The organism is Kitasatospora purpeofusca (genome assembly GCF_036010405.1).
Lineage (GTDB): Bacteria > Actinomycetota > Actinomycetes > Streptomycetales > Streptomycetaceae > Kitasatospora > Kitasatospora purpeofusca.
The window spans coordinates 9032333-9051223 of the sequence record NZ_CP108561.1 but is presented as its reverse complement, the minus strand read 5'-3'; the positions used below and the strand labels follow the sequence as shown (position 1 = coordinate 9051223).

The following is an 18891-nucleotide window of genomic DNA, read 5'->3' as shown; positions in this document are numbered from 1 at the left end:
CCGGTCAGCTCCGGTCCGGGTCGGGTCGGCCGGTGGCGGCCAGGCCGTGCGCGAGGGCGAGCCCCTCGTCGCGCAGGGTGGTGAGGGTGCCGATCCGCCGCTTGGTGCGGTCCCGGGCGGCGGCGAGTTCGGCGGCGGAGGCGGCCAGGTTGCGCCGGTGCTCGGTCAGCCGGCGTTCCAGCCGGAGCCGCTCGTCGGCGATCGCGCGGTCCAGCGCGAGGCCGAGCCGGTCGGCCAACCCGTCGACGTGGTCGGTGATCTGCGCGGGGATCTCGGTGGTCAGTTCGGTCAGCACCCGGTTGAGGTGGCGGGTGGCGTCGCCGCGGACCCGGCCGAGTTCGGCGCGCTGGCGGCGGCGCCGGGTGAGGACCGCGAGCATCGCGTAGCTGGCCACCGCGGGCAGCAGGACGCTGCTGGTGAGCAGGCCGATCACGGTGCCGAAGGTGGCGGCGGTGCCGACGGTCGGGATCACGTTCTCCAGCATCCCGAACGGGCCGCCGTCACGGTGGGTGGAGCGCACCATCTCCGGGAGCAGGGTGCCGCGTTCGGCACGGATGACGGCGCCGTCCTCGACGAGTGCCAGCTCCGTGCCGGGCCCGGTACCGTCAGCGCGCCCGCCGCCGCCCTTCCCGTCGTCCTTCCCGTCCGTGCGCCCGGCGTCGAGCACGGTGGCGCACTCGTCACGGACCCGCTCCTCCAGGGCCGCGAAGTCCAGCACGCGGGCCCGGGAGGGGGCTTCGGGGCGGGGCGGGGTCATGAGGGTTCTCCCGTGCTGGAGTCGTCGGCGGGCCGGGGGCCGGGGGCCTCGGAGCCGCTCTTCCGCGGGTCCGAGGGGGTGGCGTGCGGAGCGGTGGGCGGCGGGGGTTCGGGCTCGTCGAACTCTCCGAACATGCCGGAGAGATCGGCCTGCTGGGCGTCGACCGCTCGGGTCCGCCGGTACAACGGGCCCTCCGCCCGGCGGCCGGGGCCGGCGGGACCGGCGGGCCTCGGATCGATGGACGCGGAGCCGGTGGACGCGGGGTGGGCGCCGTCGGACTGCTCCGGGCGGGCGGGCGGCCGCGTCGGGCCGGTCGACGGCTGGTCCAGGTCTCCGTAGTAGCGGCGGCCGGCGGCCGGGTCGTCACCGTAGCGCCACCCCCCGGCCCCGGGGGGCTCCGACGGCCCCGGCGAGGTCGGCGGCCCGGCCTCCCCCGGCTCCTCGGCCCCGAAGAGGCCGCGCGTGACCCTCCGGAACACCCGGCGACCGGCCCGGAAGGTCTCCCCGAACGACGGCTCCGGCTCGGGGGCCCCTCCGGTCCTCCCGGTGCCCCCGGTGCCGCCGGCCTTCCCTCCGGGCCCCGTCGGTCCGGCCGCAGGCCCGGGCCCCGCCACCGACGCGGGTCGCGGCGGCGCAGGCGGTGGCGGTGGCGGCGGGGGCCGCAGCAGCTCGTACGCCCGGCAGTCCTCGCTGGTCAGATGGGTGAACCGGTGCGCGTCGGCGTCGGAGCGCCGCCGCCAGCCGGTGGCCAGGAGGCACCGGTCCCGGCTCCCGGCGGCCGCCGACCAGAGAGCGGCCGCGTCCGACCCGGGCAGCAGATGGGTCCCGGCCGATTGCGCGGGCAGCCAGACCGCCCCCGCGGGCGCCGCCCCGGCTTCCCCTTGCCACGGGGCGGCGACCGGGCGGGTGGTCCTGGGCTCGGCCTCCGCCCGGCCGACCGCCTCCCAGGTCGGCGTGATCCACTCGGCGTAGACCGGCCCGGCCCATTCGGCCAAATGCCTTTCCAGTTCCGCGAGTTCGGTGATACGCCCGCCGGCATCGCCCGGCGCCGCCGCCCGGTACCAGCCCACGAACCCGTACAGCGGCCGACCGAACCGGTCGTGCACCATGGTCCGGCTGATCCGGCCCAACTCGCAGGCGGCGCCGACCAGAACGCCGCAGAGGTCGCGGTGGAGCAGGAAGCGCGGGCCCGCCTCCAGCCGGATCCCGCCCGCGACGGCGGCGCGCACGGCGTCCGCCACCGGGCCCTGCCGGTCGACCCCGGCGGGGAGCGCCCGCCACCACTGGTCGACCTGGAAGGTGCGGCCGTAGACCAGCGCCGACCAGCCGCCCGGCACGACCGGGTCCGGGGCCCGCTCCGCGTCCGGGTCCGGCGGGGCGGAGGCGGGCTCGGGCTCCGGCCCGTACTGCGTGTTCGTCGTCATCTCGTCAGTCCGTCCGTGAGTCGGTCCGTCGGTCCGTCCGTCGCTCAGTCCGTCAGCAGCCGGCCGTCGCGGAAGATCGGGATCCCCTTCAGCTCGTCGTCCAGATCGCGGCAGCGGTCCTGGGCCTTCTGGAGGTCGGCGGCGGTCGCGGAGCTGCTGGCGACCAGCCGGTCGATCTGCTGACGGGCGCTGACCTTCTGGGTGCCCTTGAACAGCCCGCCGAAGAAGCCCTGGCTGAGCGCGGCCAGTTCGCCGCGCGAGGCGTCCAGGCTGTCGGAGAGCCTGGACATCTCCTGCCGGTTCCGCACGATGCCCTCGCTGAGGTAGTGGCGGAGGCTGAAGATGATCGGGAGGTGCAGGTTCTTCGGGGCGATCCGGCTGGCGTCCACGGTGCTCTGGGCCGCCGAACCGAAGTTGCCGAGCTGGACGGCGCACAGCGCCATGGTGACGCCCTCCGCCGCGTCACCCGCCAACCACGGCAGCAGGTTGCCGAGGTTGCGGACCGCGGCCTGCAGGGCCTCCGAGGTCCGCATTCCCGTGCGCTCGGCGAGCAGATCGGCCTTGGTGAGCAGGACGGTCACGCCCGGCACCGGCTCTCCGTCGTCCAACCGGCTGCTGAAGACCTCGGAGATCGCCCGGCCGAACCGGGAGATCTCCATCGGCTCCCCGAACCGCTCCAGGTTCCCGGGGGTCCCGTGTCGGATCCATTCGGCGACGTGCTCGGAGTCGAGCGCCACGATGATGCTGTCGGACACCGTGATCCGGTCCTGCAGCATGTCGACGTCCTTGGCCCTGCCGCGGCGGTCCAGGGCGGCGTTGCCGCGGAAGTCGACGCAGTCGATGGTCATGAGGTCGCGCATGCCACGGCGGAACACGAAGTCGTAGGCGATCGGCTCCTCCGAAGTCGCCTTGGGCATAGTGCCGTTGCGGCGCAGCTGGGCCCAGTCCTCGGCGAGGTCGAGGTCGAGGTCGGGATCGGTGGCGTAGAGGTAGTAGCCCTGCACGCCCATCGAGAGGCGGTTGTACATGCCGTGCAGGTAGGCGGTCTTGCCGGAGCCGCTGGCGCCGAGCATGGTCAGGGTGAGCCTGGGAACGGTCATGGTGCGGGGTCCTCTCGGTGAGCCGGGCGGGGCAGGTCCGGACGGGAGGGGCAGGTCCGGGCGGGACGGTTCGGTTCGGTTCGGTTCGGGCGGGACGGTTCGGTTCGGGCGGGACGGTTCGGGCGGGAGGCGGGGTCCGCTCAGAAGGAGAGGACGTCCTCCAGCAGTTCGCCCAGCCGGTCGGCCGGGGCCACCAGCGGTTCCAGGCGCGAGAGTTCGGCGGCAGCGCGGGCCCGGTCCCGGTCGCGGATCGAGGCCCAGGACGGCTCGTCCTCCCACCAGCTGCTGATCCGGTCCCACAGGGTGTCCCGCTGGTCGGCCTGGCGGGCCGAGGCCATCAGACTCTCGAACGAGGCGGACAGCTCCATGGCCCGGCCGACGATGCCGAACCGGAGCGTCCACAGCACCGGGAGCGCCACTCCCTCCGGTTCGGGGCCGCAGACCAGCGGGATGAACGCCCCCTGAATGTGCCTGGTCTCCCGCACCGCCTCGATCAGCGGCAGGAACGGAACGAGGAAGCGCTCCTCGGCGTCGTCGGCACCGAGGTCGACCAGGTCGGTCTTGGTGAGGGCGATCACCAGCGGGGTTAGGACCTCCTCCCGGTCGGCGACCGCCTGGTGGACGCGGACGACGAGTCGGCGGACGTCCTCCGCCGCCTCCGGGTCGGTGTCCAGCCGGAGCGCGTCGACGAACAGCACGATCCCGTCGGCCCGGACCAGGTCGTCGTGCAGCCGGGCGGCCTGCGGGCTGGAGCGGCGGTGCTCGGTCAGTGCGCCGCCGCGGTGGTCCGTCCAGCGGAACGGGAAGATCTCGTCGCCGTCGTGGCAGAGCACGAACTCGTAGCACCGGGGCCGGTCGCCGGCGCGCGGGTAGCGGCCGCGCAGGATGGCGCGGGCGTCGGCGAGCAGCGAGCGGTGGGCGTCGCCGTCCGCGGTGCGCAGGGTCATGCCCTCGACGCCGTCGCACATGGCGGCGTACATGAGGGAGAGGTAGCTGGTCTTCCCGGCCGCGCTGTGGCCGAGCATCACGATGTCCATGCGGTTCCTCGTGGTTCCTCGTGGTTGTCGCGGGTCCTCGGATCGGGTCCGACCGGGTGGGATCCGGCGGTAGTGAGGTGCGCGGAGCCCGGTCGGACCCGCTGCCGGACCGGCTTCCGGACCCGCTTCCGGACCCGCTTCCGGGCAGGGTGGAGCGCGGTGCGGCGCAGCGGCGGCGCCCACCCCGCGGAGCACTCGGGCGGGCTCAGTCGTAGTCGAACCAGGGGTCGACCTCGCCCGGGTAGTGGGCGACCGCCCAGCGGCCCGGGCCGGCGGCGCCGGGTCCCGCCTCCCCGGCCGAGGCACCGTCGGGGGGCGGTGCCGCGGGCGGGTCGGTGAGGGCGCCGAGGGCGACGGCGGCCTTGGGGTCGGCGGCCAGTTCGGGGATCCGTCCGAACCGGGCGGCGACCAGGTCGGCCACCGGCGGCGTCCGGCTGGCCGCCCCGCAGAGCACGACGGCCCCGAGTTCGGCCGGGGTCAGACCGGCGCGGACGACGGTCCGCTCCAGCAGCCCGACCGAGGCGGTGAGCGCCGGGGTGACGGCGGCCCGGTACTCACCGCCCTGCACGACGAACGGTTCCGGGTAGCCGGGTACCGTGAGGTACACCGTGCCGGTGCTCGACAGCGACTCCTTGGCCAGGGTCAACTCGCTTGACAGCTGCGACCGTTGATGGGCCCCGACGGAGGTCCGGTCGGCCTGGAGCCGCTGCCAGGGTGCCGGGTCGAGGTCCAGGGCCCGGTCCCGGAGCAGTTCGAACAGGGCCTGGTCCAGGTCACGGCCGCCGAAGTCCGGGTCCCCCGCCACCGCGACGGCGCGGAAGCCGTCCCCCTCCCGGCGGAGGACGGCGGTGTCCACGGTGCCGCCACCGAGGTCGTAGACCGCGATCGGCGCCCCGTCGCCGGCGGCGGCGTTCGCCGCGTGGAAGCGGGCCGCCGCGACCGGTTCGGGCAGTAGCTCCGGCGCGCCCAGCCCGGCCCGGCCGGCGGCCTCGACCAGCCGGTCCAGGTCGGCGGGCGACCAGTCGGCGGGGTGGGTGAGCACCGTGCGCGCCGGGTCCGTCCCGCCGCACCGCGCCCGCGCCTCGGCGGCCACCCGGGCGAGTACGACGGCGACCAGGTCGACCGTGTCCACCTCCCGGTCGTCCAGCAGCACGGCCGGCTGCCGCAGCAGCGCCCGCTTGGGGTGGTGCTCGGCGCGCTCGGGCCGCTGGGCGGCGAGTTGGACGGCGGCCCGACCGGTGAGCAGCCGCCCGTCGTCGCCCAGGCAGACCAGGGAGGGCAGGTAGCGGCTGTTCTCGATCTCGACCGCCGCCGCTCCTCCCACCGCACCACCGGACTCCGTGCCGACCATGCCGGACGTGGCGGACGTGGCGGACTGCTCGGTGCGGACGGCCGCCGTGGTGAAGCAGGTACCGAAGTCGATGGCCAACGACCAGTCAGACACGTTTTCTCGCAAGGGAGTTGTGTTCGCACCAGGGCGTACGGAAGGAGCCGGACGGCGATCCTCCGGCAACCCCGCGCAGGATGCTAGGGCCCCGGAGGCACTTGTGGAGAAGTTCGGGACATCTTGTAACAATGGCATGGGCATTGCCGGTTGGAGCCGGACGCCGACAGCCGGTTCGGATGGCACCCCGCTCCCCCGGGCCGGGGTGCCGCCACCAGTCTCGGCACGCCGTTCGACCGAGACACCGTCAGCTGACCGAATCCGGTGCCACTGCCGTCGATTCGACCGCACGGCCGGTCCGTGCGAGAGTCGGAACGGACGAGTCGGGGTACACCGCCGCCCCGCCGAGGGAGGCTCCGATGAACACACCCGGCCCGGTCGACGTCCCCGAGGCCTTCGCCGCCTCCTACCGCGCGCACGGCGCCGCCGAACGCCGATGGATCCGTGAACTGCCCTCCCTGGCCTCCGAGTTCCTCGAACAGTGGAACCTCCGCCCGGACGGTCCCGCCGCCCACGGCATGGCCTCCCTGGTCCTGCCGGTCCGCCGACCGGACGACTCCCCCGCCGTCCTGCGGCTGCAACAGGTCCGCCCCGAGACCGCCGGGGTGGCGGCCGGACTGCGGGCCTGGGGCGGCGACGGCGCCGTCCTGCTGCTCGACCACCACCCCGACAGCGGAACCCAGTTGCTCGAACGCCTCGACGCGACCCGCCCGCTCGGCACGGTGGCCGACGACGACACCGCGCTGCGGCTGCTCGCCACACTGATGGCCCGGCTGACCGCCACCCCCGCCCCACCCGGCCTGCGCCGACTCGACGGGATCGCCGCCGCGATGCTGGACGAAGCCCCCCGCGCCACCCCGGCCCTGCGCGACCCGCACGAGCGCCGACTGCTGCGGGACTGCGCGGCGGCGGTCGCCCCGCTGCTGGACGAGCCCGGCGACCGGCTGCTGCACTGGGACCTGCACGACGGCAACGTGCTGGCCGGCGAGCGCGAGCCCTGGCTCGTCATCGACCCCGAACCGCTCTCCGGCGACCCGGGGTTCGAGCTGCTCCCCGCCATCGACCAGCGCTGGGACTCCGTCCTCGCCGGCGCCGACGCGGGCCGCACCGTGCTGCGCCGCTTCGACCTGCTCACCGAGGCGCTCGACCTGGACCGCCCCCGCGCCGCCGGCTGGACCCTCGCCCGGGTGCTGCAGAACGCCCTCTGGGACATCGAGGACGGCCGGACCGCCCTGGAACCGACCCAAACAGCCATCGCCACGGCACTGCTGCGCCACCGCCGCGGGTAGCCGGCCGCTCCCGCTGCGCCAGGGCACCCGTCGGCGCGGCCTGGACCCGCACCGGGTCAGGCCCTAACGTGATCCCGCGATGTCGTCGGGCACGGGGGGTGCCATGCACGAGTACGTCGATCCACCGAGCGCGCTGCCGCCGCCGAAGGGCGGGACCGGCCGACGCTCGACCGCGTGGACGCTCGGGACCGGTTGCGCGCTCGCCCTGGCCTCGGCCTGGTCCCTGGGCACGCTGCTGGTGGTGGCCTGGCACCCGGCACCGCGCCGGGAGGTTCTGCTGTCCTTCGCCGTCACCGTGCTGCTCGGCCTCGCCTGGCTGCTCGCCTCCCGGCTGGCCCCGGCGCTCGAACCCGCCGAGCCGGCCCCGCCCCGGCCCCGGCCGACGCCCGCCGAGCTGCGCGGGATCGCGGCGCGGACGGCGCGGCGCTCCCGCCGCTCGGTCCTCACCGGCTGGGCGATGGTGCTGCCGGCGATCTGGACGGTCCCGGTCGTCTTCCTCACCGCACACCAGCCGCTCGAACGGGACCTGATCGCCAGACACACGGCCCTGGTCGCCGCCGGGGCCCGGTGGACGGACAACACGGTGGCCCTCTCCACGGCCGAGGCCGCGGGCCGGCCGCGCGAGCACGGCCGGATGATCGCCGTGCACCCCGCCGGGCAGCCGGAGGTGTCGCTGGCGGTCGAGAACGAGCGCGGCAAGCTCGACCGCTTCGTGGCCGGGGACAACCTCCGCATCCTGCGCGACCCGGAGCACCCCGGACTCGGGATGTTCCCGGAGCCCCTGCTCCCGCTGGTCCACCCCGGGCGCCCGTTCGCGAACGGCACCTTCGTGGCCGTCCTCGTTGCCGTGCTGGTGGTCTGGTGGTGCATCCTGATCGGCGTCCTGGGGCGCCGCGCCCTGCTGCCGACCCGCTGGCTGCGGGTCGATCGGTACCCGCTGACCGCAGATCCACCGCAGCCCGGCCCGGACGGGCCCGAGGACACCACCCGTCCGCCGGTCGACTGGCAACGGGTCCGGATCCACGGCACCGTTCTCCAGTGGCGCTTCCGGACCGGGAGCTCCGAGGACGGCGACGTCACCACGCGCTCGGGTCTGCGCCTCGACCGCGAGGCCGCGGACCCTTCGCCGGAACCGGTTCCGACCTCACTCGCCTTCGAGGACCACGCCGAACGCTTCGCCGAGTCCGAGGTCACCGGCCGGACGGCCGTCCGGCTCGCCGGTGCCGCCGGGTGGCTCGGCCGCCAGCGGCTCGGCCCGGGCGGCAGCCTCGCCGTCCTGGTGCTCGACAACGGCGAGACCCGGTGGGGCTTGGACCACCCCCTGGCACCGGCCGGGGCCGACGTGTCCAGCACCGGACCGGCGGACGCGCGCCCGGACACCGGTCCCGACACGGACGCACCGACGAAGCCCCTCCGCCTGCCGCCGCTGATGCAGGTCTTCGGGCTGGACGAACGGCTCGGCATGAGCGCCCTCGGCCTGTACCCGATGGGAGCGATCTGGCTGAACTCGACCGGCGTCCTCCGGCGGTTCAACGGAGTGGGGGTGTTCGCGGTCGAAGTGGTCGTCGCCGTCGCCTGGTTCGCCGCGGGCCTCGGCGTGGCGGCCCTGGTCGAGCGGCGGCGGGCGCGGCGGCGGTCGGCACCGACAGGCGCACCGACGGGCTGACCGACCGGCTGACCGGCACTCGACACCCCACCCGCGCCCCACCCGTTCCGTTCACGCGGGCGCGGACGGGGCGCACGGGGCGCTCGGCCGGGTGACTGGCATCGGCCACCCGGCCCCCGGCCGGAACCGGCCGGGTGACTCGCCGGTTGCACTCGCGTGAACCACCTCCGCCGCGCACTTCGCGGTACCGCACACCTCGTCACCCGGCTCTGCACCGCCGTCGAGCACCTCGACACCCGCGCCGACGCGGCCCTGCGGGCGCGCCTGCGTCCGCTCGTCACCCGGCTGGCCGCCCTGGTGCGACGGATGGCCGCGGCGAACTGCGGCGACGCGCTCGCCCGCCACCTCCCCTGCCGCGCCCGCGACCGCAACAACGACCGCAGCAACGAGCACAACAACGGGCGCACCCGCCGCCGGAACCGCTCCGCGCTCGACGACTGACGCACCGCCGGCCCCGGTGGACCGTCCGCGCGGACGGTCCACCGGGGCCGGTCGGCACCCGGGTCAGGGGCGGACGGACACCGGGTCAGGCGCGGCAGGTCCCGGTGGCCCAGTCGACGGTCGCCGTCGCCCGCGAGTACTTCCACTCCGGCGCGAGCAGCTCACGGTCGAGCTGGGCGGCGGCGTTGCCGTCCTCCACGATGTAGCCGAAGTCCTGCAGCCAGGCCGGGTAGAGGTTCTTCGAGCCGATGTAGAAGGCCGAGTCGTCCACCGCGACCAGCTTGTGGTGCAGCGCGTACGGGTGGCCGTCGGCCCAGGTCGCGGTGGGCGCGGCGCGGAAGGTGGCGAGCTGCAGGTTGCCGCACAGCGCGGCGGCGGCCTTCCCCTTGTCGCCGGTGAGCGCGGTCAGCCGGGCCTTGAGCAGGTCGCTGATCTCGGCGAGGGACTTGATCTGCGAGTAGCCGCCGCTGCCGACCGCGCCCCGGTTGGCCGGGTCGCTGACCACGATCCGCACCTTGACGCCGTCGGCGAGCTTGGCCGCGAGGGTGTCGTAGAGGCGGGCGTCGTAGCGGGCCAGCGGCGGGCAGGTGGCGTTGAGGTCCTGCTGGGAGATCTCGATGTGCTTGCGCGCGCTGCCGACGAGGGCGCGCAGGGCGTTCTCCTCGGGGTTGACCGTCTCGTAGTCGCGGTCGGCGTTGGTGTTGTCGTGCAGGGCGAGCATGCTGCACCTGGCGTCCGCCGCGCCCGCCACCGGCCCGGGCCGGTACGCGGACTTGGCGTCGACGTCCTTGATGCCGACGCCGAGGCCGCCGACGGCGATCACCGAGGTGCCGCCGGTGGCGGCGGCCGGCGGGTTGAGCTCGCGCTCGATCGACGGGCGGCACTCGCCGCCGTCCGAGGAGGCGAACCACGCGTTGTCGAACACCCCGGTGCGCCCGCAGGTCCACTCCCAGAGGGTGTCCAGGTAGCGGGCGGCGGAGGTGGCGGCGGGGCCGTTCAGCGCGAGGTCGACGTCCGAGACCGGGTGGGCGGTGTCGAGGTAGTCGTTCTTCCAGCCGTTGATGCCACCGGAGACGACGGTGCGTCCGTCGACGACCAGGATCTTGGAGTGGTTCCAGGAGAAGGCGGTGCGCGAGGCCGTCATCGAGGCGATGTTGAGGCTGACCGAGGAGGCGGCCGGGCCGAGCTTGGCGACCAGCTCGTCCCGGTAGCGGGAGGGCAGCACATTGGCGTGGTAGACCGGGGCGGCCCCGACCAGGATCCGTACGACGGGGCGGTGGCCGGCCGCGACGGCGGCCTTCAGACCGGCCACGATGGCGTCCTGGAAGCCGCCCTCGGGGAACGGCGCGAGGGTGGAGATGTCGACGGTGCGGGTCGCGGCGGCGATGTCGGCGGTCGTTTTCGCCAGCAGGGCACGGGTGCCGGGCCGGTCGGCGCAGGCGGGGTCGCCCCAGCAGCCGGGCGTCTGGAGCAGCCAGTCGGCCGGGTCGGCGGCGTTCCCGGCGCCGGGCAGGCTGTTGCCCTCGGTGCGCTGCCACACGGTGCCCTCCAGTCCGGGGGACACCTCCCGCAGGACGCGCTCGACGGCGTCGAGGTGGGTGGCGTCCGAGGCCGCCGGTGCTCCGGACGCCGCGTGGGCGGGCGCGGTGGGCACGACGGCGAGCAGGGTGGTGGCCGCGGCGGCGGCGAGGGCGGTGCGCAGCGCGCGGCCGGGGCGGCGGGAGCCGGGTCGGGACACGTGATGTTCCTTCAGAGCATGGCGGGCGGTTCGTGGTTCACCCGTCGGTCGCCGCAAGATTACCCAGAAGTAACATCTAATCCAATTTGCACATGACAATGAGCCAGCGGCCTGAATCCCACCCGTCGTTCGGCCCCCGCCACCCGGCCCCCGCCGTTCGTCGGGGACATCACCGCACGTCGGACCGGCACCGACCGGCACCGACCGGGTCCGGCGCGTCCGGCGCGTCCGGCGCGTCCGGCGCACCGTGCAACCCCTCCAAGATCCACCCGTGATCGTTGTCCCCGGACACCGCCCGCGTCCGCGCCCCGGCCGCCGCAGACTGGCAGCACGCGGCGGCCCCACCGGACGCCGCGGCCCGTTCCCGCCGAGCACGGCCGACTCCCAGGACGTACCGCCATGACCCCGACCCCGCGCGTTCTCACTCCCCGCAACCGGGGCTTCCTCTTCCTCGACACCCACCCGGCGGGCTGCCGACAGCTGGTGGCCGACATGTGGGAAGCCTGCCCCGCCCCGGCCCGGGAGCCCGACGGTGACGGGCCGGTCGCCCTGGTCATCGGCTCCTCGGCCGGCTACGGCCTCGCCGCCACCGTCGCCGGGCTCAAGCGGGCCGGTGTCCGAGGGATCGCGGTGTCCTTCGAGAAGGCCCCGACCGAGCGGCGCACCGCCACGGCCGGCTGGTACCGCACCGCCGCCACCGCCGATCTCGCCCGCGCGGCCGGACGGGACCTGGTGTTCCTGAACGGCGACGCCTTCTCGGACCTGATGAAGGAGCAGGTCGCCGAACTCCTCCAGGAGCGGTTCGGCGGCCGGCTCGACCACCTCGTGTACTCCGTCGCCGCGCCCCGCCGCACCGACCCCGCCTCCGGCACCACCTACGCCTCCGTCCTCAAGCCGATCGGCGGGGCCAGCCGTACCAGCACCCTGGTCTTCGACGACGAGGGCGCCGCGGAGGTCCGCGAGGTCGAGACCGCGCCGGCCGAGGGCGACGACATCGAGCAGACGGTGGCCGTCATGGGCGGCGCGGACTGGGAGCGCTGGATCGACCACCTGGCCGGACGGGGCCTGCTCGCCGAGGGCTTCACCACCGCCGCGCTGTCGTACATCGGCTCGCCGCTGACGGCCGCGATCTACCGCCGGGGAACCATCGGCGCGGCCAAGGTGCACCTGGAGGCCACCGCCCGGACCCTGGACGAGCGGCTCGCCGCCTCGGTCGGCGGCCGGGCCGTGACCTCCGTCAACGGCGCCGCCGTCACCCAGTCCTCCACCGCCGTCCCCGGCATCGCCCTCTACACCGGCCTGCTGCGCGGCGTCCTCGGCGAGGGCATGGTCCCGCCGGTCCACCAGCTCGCCACCCTGTGGGACCAGCTCACCGGAGCCGCCCCGCTCGCCCTCGACGAGGAGGGCCGGGTCCGCCTGGACCGCTGGGAACTCGCCGACGCCGTCCAGGCCGCCGTGGCCGAACGCTGGCGGGCCGCCACCACGGACACCGTCGCCGGGCTCGCCGACCTCGACTGGTTCCGCGCCGAGGTCCGGCGCCTCTACGGCTTCGCCGTGCCGGGCGTCGACTACACCGCTCCGGTCGCCACCGACGTCCCCTGGCCGGCCCCCACCTCCTGACCGTCCGCACCGGCCGGGGGACGGCACCGCCGCCCGCCCCGGGGTGACGGGACGGGCGGCGGGAGGACGGCGGGAGAGCGGCAGGAAGCGCCGGGGCGGGCGCTACAGACCCCGCGTCAGGTGGGTGGTGAGCAGCCGGGTGAAGCGGGCCGGGTCGGGCAGGTCCCCGCCCTCGGCGAGCAGCGCGCCGCCGTACACCAGCTCGGCGATCTCCGTCAGCGCCGGGTTGCCCGGGTCGGTCGCGTGCGAGGTGCGCAGCGCGGTGATCAGCGGGTGGCCGGGGTTGAGTTCCAGCGTGCGCCGGACCGGGGGCATCTCCTGTCCGGTCGCCCGGAACATCTTCTCCAGGGTCGGCGAGATGTCGTCGGCGTCACCGACGATGCAGGCCGCCGAGGTGGTCAGCCGCGAGGACAGCCGGACCTGCTTCACCTGCTCGGAGAGCGCCGAGGTCAGCCAGGGCAGCAGCTCGGCGAAGTCCTGCTCGCGCCGGGTCCGCTCGGCCTCGGCCCCCTCGTCCTCGTCGGCCGCCTCGTCCAGGTCGACCTGGCCCTTGGCGATGGACCGGAAGCGGTGGCCGTCGAAGGCGGGGATCCGGTCGGCCCAGATCTCGTCGATCGGGTCGCTGAGGACCAGCACCTCGTAGCCCTTGGCGGTGAACGCCTCCATGTGCGGGGAGTTCTCCACCGTGGCCCGGGTCTCGCCGGTCAGGTAGTAGATCGCGTCCTGGCCCTCCTTCATCCGCTCCACGTACTCGCGCAGCGTGGTGGGCCGCTCGGTGTCGTGGGTGGAGGGGAGCGACAGCAGCTCCAGCAGGGCCTGGGAGTTGTCGGGGTCCTCGACGAGGCCCTCCTTCAACGCCCGGCCGAACTGGTCCCACAGCTTGGCGTAGCGCTCGGCGTCCTTGGTCTGCACGGTCCTGAGCGCGCCGAGGACCTTCTTGACCAGGCGCCGCCGCACGGCCTGGATCTGGCGGTCGTGCTGCAGGATCTCGCGCGAGATGTTCAGCGAGAGGTCGTGGGCGTCCACCACTCCCTTGACGAAGCGCAGGTAGTTCGGCATCAGCGCTTCGCAGTCGTCCATGATGAACACCCGCTTGACGTACAGCTGCACGCCGCGCTTGGTCTCGCGCGAGAACAGGTCGAACGGCGCCTGCGCGGGGACGAAGAGCAGCGCCTCGTACTCGAAGGTGCCCTCGGCCCGCATGTGGATGGTCTCGGCGGGGGCGAGCCAGTCGTGGCTGATCTGCTGGTAGAACTCGGTGTACTCGGCCTCGGTGACCTCGCTGCGCGGCCGGGCCCAGAGCGCCTTCATCGAGTTGAGCGTCTCGACGGCGGGCTCGGCGGCGGCGTCCTCGTCGGTCCCGCCCTCCTCGACGCCCTGGACGCCCTCGGCGGCCATCCGGATCGGCCAGCGGATGAAGTCCGAGTACTGCTTGACGATCTGGCGGATCTTCCACCCGGCCAGGTAGTCGGCCACGCCGTCCTCGCCGTCCGCCGGCTTGAGGTGCAGGGTGACCGAGGTGCCCACCGGCAGGCCGTCGACGGCCTGGAGTTCGTAGGTGCCCTCGCCGTCGGACTCCCACCGGGTACCGGCGTCGGTGCCGGCCCGCCGGGTGCGCAGGGTGACCTTGTCGGCGACCATGAACGCCGAGTAGAAGCCGACGCCGAACTGGCCGATCAGGCTCTGCGCGGCGGCGGCGTCCTGGGACTCCTTGATCTTCTCCAGCAGACCGGCGGTCCCGGACTTGGCGATGGTGCCGATCAGGTCGACCAGCTCGTCCCGGCTCATGCCGATCCCGTTGTCACGGACGGTCAGCGTGCGGGCGTCGCGGTCGACCTCCAGGGCGATGTGCAGGTCCGAGGTGTCGGCCCCGACGGTGGAGCCGGCCAGCGACTCCAGCCGCAGCTTGTCCAACGCGTCGGAGGCGTTGGAGATCAGCTCGCGCAGGAAGATGTCCTTGTTCGAGTAGATCGAGTGGATCACCAGCCGGAGCAACTGCCGGGTCTCGGCCTGGAATTCCAGCGTCTCGACGCTACTGGCCACTCTGGGGCCCCTTTCAGCACGACAGCATGACGGTATTGACCGTGTCGACCGTGTCGACCGTGTCGACGGCCATGACGGCCTTGACGGTGATGACGGACGGACACGGTACGGCTCCGCAGGGAGACGTACCGGCCACCGGAATCGTAGGCCCTCGCCCCGGCGCGCCGGAGCGGATCACGGACGGCGGCGGACCGTACCGTCGGCGCATGTCCTTCGGCCTGCTCGCGGCCCTGGCCGCCGCCCTGCTCACCGGCTCCGCCACCGTGCTCCAGGCGGTCGGGGCCCGTCGTGCTTCGGCCGGGCTGCCGCCCGGCGGGGCGGCGGCGCTCGCCGGGGCGTTCCGGCAGTGGCCGTTCCTGGTGGGCGTCGGGATGGACATGCTCGGCTTCGGCGCCGAACTCCTCGCCCTGGACCGGCTCCCGCTGTACGAGGTGGAGGCGGTGCTGGCCTCCGCCCTCGCCGTGACCGCCGTCGGCGCCGCCCGGGTGCTGAACGTGCGGCTGCGGCGCAGCGAGTGGGCCGGGGTGGTGGCGGTCTGCGCGGGGCTGTGCGTGCTCGCCGTGAGCGCCGGGCGGGACGGCCCCGGCCGGGGCAGTACGGCGCTGCGGCTCGGCGTGCTGTTCGCCTCGCTGCTGCTGATCGGCGCGGGCTGGGCCGTGGTCCGCTTCACCGACCACCGGCGGGCGCCGCTGCTGGGCCTGGTGGCCGGTCTCCAGTTCGGCGTGGTCGGCGTCGCCGTCCGGGTCCTGCCCGACCCCCGGCTGCCGGACCTGCTCGCCGAGCCCTCCGCCTACGCGATCGCCCTGGCCGGCCTCGGCGGTTTCGCCGCCCTCACCTGGGCCATGCAGACCGGGTCGGTCACGGCCGCGACGGCCGCCATGGTCCTCGGCGAGACACTGGGCCCGGCCGTCGTCGGCGTCCTCCTGCTCGGTGACCGCACCCGCCACGACCTCACCCCGCTCGCCGTCCTGGGCTTCGCCGCCGCCGTCCTCGGCGCCCTCACCCTGGCCCGCTTCGGCGACGCCGAACAGCCCGCCATCCGTCCGACGGGCTGAGGACGACGGGCCGAGGACGACGGGCCGAGGAGGGCGCCCGACCTGCCCCCGTCCTGCCCTTTCGGGCCGCTCCGCGCCCCGGGCTGAACCCGCGAAGATCCCCGGAACGTTTCTTCAGTGTCCGTTCAGGCCACTCGAAGGAGCACCCACCGCCATGGGAAAGCGTCGCAAGCCCAGCCCCCCGAGCCGGGCCCGCATGGCGGTCCTCACCACGGCCGTGGCCGGCGGTGCGGTGCTCGCCTCCGGCACGGCCCATGCGGAGCCCGCGCCCACCCTCGCCTCCGTCAAGGAGCAGGTGGACCGGCTGAACGAGGAGGCCGAGCAGGCGATCGAGCGCTTCAACGGCTTCCAGGAGAAGCAGCAGAAGCTCCAGGGCGAGGCCAACCGGATCCAGGAGAAGGTCGCCCGGGGCCAGGAAGCCATGAACGAACTGCGCACCCAGCTCGGTGTGGTGGGCGCCGAGCAGTACCGCAACAACGGCATCGACCCGGGCATCCAGCTCATGCTCGACTCCGACCCGGCCAGCTACCTGGGACGCGCCTCGGTGCAGGACCAGGTCGCCGGCTCCTGGACGGACCTGCTCAAGCGGGCCCAGGACGAACAGCGCAAGCTCGACCAGGAGCGCACCGAGGCCGCCGCCACCCTCGCCGACCTCGACGCCGTCGGCGCCTCGCTGAACGCCCAGAAGAACCAGATCCAGAGCAAGCTCGCCCAGTCCGAGGCCCTGCTCAACAAGCTCAGTGCCGAGGAGCGCGCCAAGATCAACGCCCAGGAGGCCGCCGACAAGGCCAAGGCCGCCGCCCAGCAGGCCGCTGCCGCCGAGCGTGCCAAGGCCGCCGACAAGGAGGCCGCGGACAAGGCCAAGGCCGCCGCCGCCGCGAAGGAGACCGCCGGCAAGGGCGGCACCCCGGCCCCGCAGACCGCAGCCCCGCAGACCCCGGCCGCGAACACCCCGGCGCCGGCCGCGAGCACCCCGGCGCCGGTCACGAACACCCCGGCGCCGCCCGCCGCCGGTGGACGCGCGGCCGCCATCGTGCAGTTCGCCCACGCCCAGCTCGGCAAGCCCTACGGCTGGAGCAAGACCGGCCCCAGCAGCTTCGACTGCTCCGGCCTCACCGGCGCCGCCTACCGCGCGGCCAATGTGAGCCTCCCGCGCACGTCCCAGGAGCAGTGGAAGATCGGCACCCGGATCGGCCGCGGCGACCTCCAGCCCGGCGACCTGGTCTTCTTCTACCCCGACCTGCACCACGTGGGCGTCTACATCGGCGACGGCAAGATGATCCACGCTCCCCGGACCGGCAAGAACATCGAGGTCCTCCCGATCGGCGTCATGCCCTACATGGGCGCCGTCCGGCCGTAGCGGCGGTTCGGGAGGCCGCCGCGGTGCCGCGGCGGCCTCCCTCCTTTCCGGTACCTCCGTGCCGCCCCGCGCCGATCAGCCGACCGGGCGGACCAGCCGGACCAGCCGGACCAGCCGGACCAGCCGGCCAGGGTGTCCGCCAGCCAGGGGGTGATCACGGCCATCGCCTCGTCGAAGCGCGAGATGGCGCAGTGGCCGGTGTCAGGGATCAGCACGACGCCGGTGTCCCGGCGGCCCTCGAACACCAGGGCGTCCGCCACCGGCACGTGGACGTCCTCGGTGCCGTTGACCACCAGCATCGGCCCGTTGGCGTCCTGGTCCAGCAGTGCGCGCAGGTCGAAGGCCGCGAAGGCCGCCTCGCGCTCGGCCGTGCCGGGCAGCGCGTCGAAGCCCAGGGCGTTGCCGACGATGCCGTCCATGCCGAAGGCGAAGCCGCGCCCCGGGGCGAAGGACCGCTCGACCGGGCCGCCGAGCACCACGGCGGCGTCCACCGCGCCGGTCAGTCCGGTCCTGGCGGAGTAGTAGCCGCCCATCGAGATGCCGAAGTGACCGACCTTCCCGTTGCCGATCGTGCGGGCGTAGGCGACCAGCCCGGCGATCACCTCGGCCCCGCCGTCCGGGGTCATCGGCAGGTGGGCCGTCTCCCCGGTGCCGGCGAGGTCGAACAGCAGCAGCCGGGCGGGCAGGGCGAGCGCGAGCTGCTCCCACATGCCGTGCAGGTCGGTCTTCCAGGAGTCCACCCCGCCGCTGGCCAGGACCACCGGCGCGTCGGCGGGCAGACCCGGAGCCGCCATCAGGTGGACCGGCACGCGGGCCTCGCCGCCGCGGTACGGGACGGTGAGCGTGCGGCGCTCGAACTCCACCGGGAAGTCCGGGGCGGCGAGCACGTACTGCTCGACCTGGCGGGCGAGCGCGGTGCGCTTGGTGTCGTCGGCGAGCGAGGGGAACTTGGCCCAGCCGTACGCCTGCGCGGCCAGTCGGTGGCTGCCCGCCGCGGCGTGGCGGGCGGCGAGGGCGGACCACTCGTGCACCCAGCCGCCCGGCCGGTCCGGCCACATCTCGGTGACGGCCGCGCGGACCGCGTCCACCTCCTCGACGGGCAGGCCGAGGGTCATCTGGGGGTACCGCTCGACGAACAGGTCCTGCGGGTCGACGGGCCAGGTGAAGGACATGGTGCTGCCTCCTGCGCACTTAAAGCCGGAACACTTGCGTTAACGACTATGCGCCTGGACAGCATCTAACGCAAGTAGCCTTGCGTTAAGGTGGTGGCCGAGGTGATCGACACATGACCGAGGAAGACGCGGAGCCGATCCGCCGTCGCCCGGGCGGCCGGGCCGCGCGGGTGCGCCAGGCCGTTCTGGCCGCCGCGCTGGAGGTACTGGCCGAGGAGGGCGTCGCCCGGTTCGGCATCGCCGCGGTGGCAGCCCGGGCGGGCGTCAACGAGACCACGGTGTACCGGCGTTGGGGCACGCGGGAGAAGCTCGTCCTGGACGCCATGCTGGCCGGGAGCACCGAGGGCATCCCCGTCCCCGACACCGGTGACGTCCGCACCGACCTGGCCGCCTTCGCCCGGGCGCTGGCCGACTACCTCGCCACTCCGGCCGGCCGCGCGGTCGCCCGGGCGGCCGCGCTGAGCTCCGACGACCCCGGCCTCGCCGAGGCCTGGGAGACCTTCTGGCAGTCCCGCCTGGAACTGGCCGGCGCCATCGTCGACCGGGCCGTCGAACGCGGGGAACTCCCCGCCGGCACCGACACCGGTCTCGCCCTGGAGCTGCTCTGCTCCCCCCTCCAGACCCGCGCCCTGCTCGGCCACCGCCCGATCGAGCCGGACCTGCCGGAGCGCCTCGCGGACACCGTCCTGGACGGCCTGCGGAGCCGGGCCTGAGCGCCGGGGTCCGGGCGGGTGCCGCCCGGACC

Annotated in this window: 15 protein-coding genes; 7 read left to right on the top strand and 8 right to left on the bottom strand. The window is 74.5% G+C overall.

What is annotated here, in order from left to right; all coding sequences use genetic code 11:
- Positions 1-4 precede the first annotated feature (4 nt).
- From OG715_RS39350 to OG715_RS39330, 5 genes are all read right to left on the bottom strand, one after another.
- Complete coding sequence (locus tag OG715_RS39350; RefSeq protein WP_266272421.1) at positions 5-757, bottom strand: BTB/POZ domain-containing protein; 753 nt, start codon at positions 755-757, stop codon at positions 5-7.
- Entirely contained in the window at positions 754-2181 is a 1428-nt protein-coding gene (locus OG715_RS39345; protein WP_266272422.1) for a hypothetical protein, read from the bottom strand. Before OG715_RS39345 ends, OG715_RS39350 begins: the two co-directional genes overlap by 4 nt.
- Positions 2182-2225: 44 nt before the next feature.
- The gene (locus OG715_RS39340; RefSeq protein ID WP_266272423.1) at positions 2226-3281 is read right to left on the bottom strand and encodes a hypothetical protein; all 1056 of its coding nucleotides are present in this window, start codon (positions 3279-3281) and stop codon (positions 2226-2228) included.
- A gap of 140 nt (positions 3282-3421) precedes the next feature.
- Positions 3422-4318 (bottom strand): TRAFAC clade GTPase domain-containing protein, encoded by an 897-nt coding sequence (locus tag OG715_RS39335; protein WP_266272424.1) that lies wholly within the window; start codon positions 4316-4318, stop codon positions 3422-3424.
- A 205-nt stretch (positions 4319-4523) separates the two neighbouring features.
- Positions 4524-5762, bottom strand: coding sequence for an Hsp70 family protein (locus OG715_RS39330; protein ID WP_266272425.1), 1239 nt, complete (start codon positions 5760-5762; stop codon positions 4524-4526).
- 359 nt (positions 5763-6121) lie between these two features.
- On the opposite strand from OG715_RS39330, the gene OG715_RS39325 reads away from it, so the two are divergent.
- The 3 genes from OG715_RS39325 (at position 6122) to OG715_RS39315 (ending at position 9158) form a co-directional block, all read left to right on the top strand.
- The gene (locus OG715_RS39325) at positions 6122-7051 is read left to right on the top strand and encodes an aminoglycoside phosphotransferase family protein (RefSeq protein ID WP_266272426.1); all 930 of its coding nucleotides are present in this window, start codon (positions 6122-6124) and stop codon (positions 7049-7051) included.
- Between the two features lie 103 nt (positions 7052-7154).
- Complete coding sequence (locus OG715_RS39320; RefSeq protein WP_266272427.1) at positions 7155-8717, top strand: hypothetical protein; 1563 nt, start codon at positions 7155-7157, stop codon at positions 8715-8717.
- Between the two features lie 156 nt (positions 8718-8873).
- Complete coding sequence (locus OG715_RS39315) at positions 8874-9158, top strand: hypothetical protein (protein WP_266272429.1); 285 nt, start codon at positions 8874-8876, stop codon at positions 9156-9158.
- A gap of 85 nt (positions 9159-9243) precedes the next feature.
- On the opposite strand, the gene OG715_RS39310 is transcribed toward OG715_RS39315, so the two are convergent.
- Positions 9244-10896, bottom strand: coding sequence for a phospholipase D-like domain-containing protein (locus OG715_RS39310; RefSeq protein WP_266272430.1), 1653 nt, complete (start codon positions 10894-10896; stop codon positions 9244-9246).
- A 399-nt stretch (positions 10897-11295) separates the two neighbouring features.
- On the opposite strand from OG715_RS39310, the gene fabV reads away from it, so the two are divergent.
- A complete protein-coding gene (fabV, locus tag OG715_RS39305) occupies positions 11296-12516 on the top strand; it encodes an enoyl-[acyl-carrier-protein] reductase FabV (RefSeq protein WP_266272431.1) in 1221 nt (406 codons plus the stop codon).
- Between the two features lie 102 nt (positions 12517-12618).
- Here the strand turns inward: fabV and htpG are convergent, their stop codons facing one another.
- Positions 12619-14559: a molecular chaperone HtpG gene (gene htpG, locus OG715_RS39300; protein ID WP_266272432.1), complete on the bottom strand. Its 1941-nt coding sequence runs from the start codon at positions 14557-14559 to the stop codon at positions 12619-12621.
- Between the two features lie 206 nt (positions 14560-14765).
- On the opposite strand from htpG, the gene OG715_RS39295 reads away from it, so the two are divergent.
- Together OG715_RS39295 and OG715_RS39290 are read left to right on the top strand one after the other, a co-directional pair.
- The gene (locus OG715_RS39295; RefSeq protein ID WP_266272433.1) at positions 14766-15614 is read left to right on the top strand and encodes a hypothetical protein; all 849 of its coding nucleotides are present in this window, start codon (positions 14766-14768) and stop codon (positions 15612-15614) included.
- A 154-nt stretch (positions 15615-15768) separates the two neighbouring features.
- On the top strand, positions 15769-16974 hold the full coding sequence (locus OG715_RS39290; protein WP_266272434.1) for a C40 family peptidase: 1206 nt from the start codon (positions 15769-15771) through the stop codon (positions 16972-16974).
- Here the strand turns inward: OG715_RS39290 and OG715_RS39285 are convergent.
- On the bottom strand, positions 16950-18146 hold the full coding sequence (locus tag OG715_RS39285) for an alpha/beta hydrolase (RefSeq protein ID WP_266272435.1): 1197 nt from the start codon (positions 18144-18146) through the stop codon (positions 16950-16952). The two genes, OG715_RS39290 and OG715_RS39285, sit on opposite strands and share 25 nt — an antisense overlap.
- Positions 18147-18259: 113 nt before the next feature.
- On the opposite strand from OG715_RS39285, the gene OG715_RS39280 reads away from it, so the two are divergent.
- Entirely contained in the window at positions 18260-18859 is a 600-nt protein-coding gene (locus OG715_RS39280) for a TetR/AcrR family transcriptional regulator (RefSeq protein ID WP_266272436.1), read from the top strand.
- Positions 18860-18891: the final 32 nt, after the last annotated feature.

What these genes read in the sequence shown, in the direction of transcription:
- OG715_RS39350 (WP_266272421.1), bottom strand. Translation starts at nt 757, where the DNA reads ATGACCCCGCCCCGCCCCGAAGCCCCCTCCCGGGCCCGCGTGCTGGAC.
- OG715_RS39345 (WP_266272422.1), bottom strand. Translation starts at nt 2,181, where the DNA reads ATGACGACGAACACGCAGTACGGGCCGGAGCCCGAGCCCGCCTCCGCC.
- OG715_RS39340 (WP_266272423.1), bottom strand. Translation starts at nt 3,281, where the DNA reads ATGACCGTTCCCAGGCTCACCCTGACCATGCTCGGCGCCAGCGGCTCC.
- OG715_RS39335 (WP_266272424.1), bottom strand. Translation starts at nt 4,318, where the DNA reads ATGGACATCGTGATGCTCGGCCACAGCGCGGCCGGGAAGACCAGCTAC.
- OG715_RS39325 (WP_266272426.1), top strand. Translation starts at nt 6,122, where the DNA reads ATGAACACACCCGGCCCGGTCGACGTCCCCGAGGCCTTCGCCGCCTCC.
- OG715_RS39320 (WP_266272427.1), top strand. Translation starts at nt 7,155, where the DNA reads ATGCACGAGTACGTCGATCCACCGAGCGCGCTGCCGCCGCCGAAGGGC.
- fabV (WP_266272431.1), top strand. Translation starts at nt 11,296, where the DNA reads ATGACCCCGACCCCGCGCGTTCTCACTCCCCGCAACCGGGGCTTCCTC.
- OG715_RS39295 (WP_266272433.1), top strand. Translation starts at nt 14,766, where the DNA reads ATGTCCTTCGGCCTGCTCGCGGCCCTGGCCGCCGCCCTGCTCACCGGC.
- OG715_RS39290 (WP_266272434.1), top strand. Translation starts at nt 15,769, where the DNA reads ATGGGAAAGCGTCGCAAGCCCAGCCCCCCGAGCCGGGCCCGCATGGCG.
- OG715_RS39285 (WP_266272435.1), bottom strand. Translation starts at nt 18,146, where the DNA reads ATGTCCTTCACCTGGCCCGTCGACCCGCAGGACCTGTTCGTCGAGCGG.
- OG715_RS39280 (WP_266272436.1), top strand. Translation starts at nt 18,260, where the DNA reads ATGACCGAGGAAGACGCGGAGCCGATCCGCCGTCGCCCGGGCGGCCGG.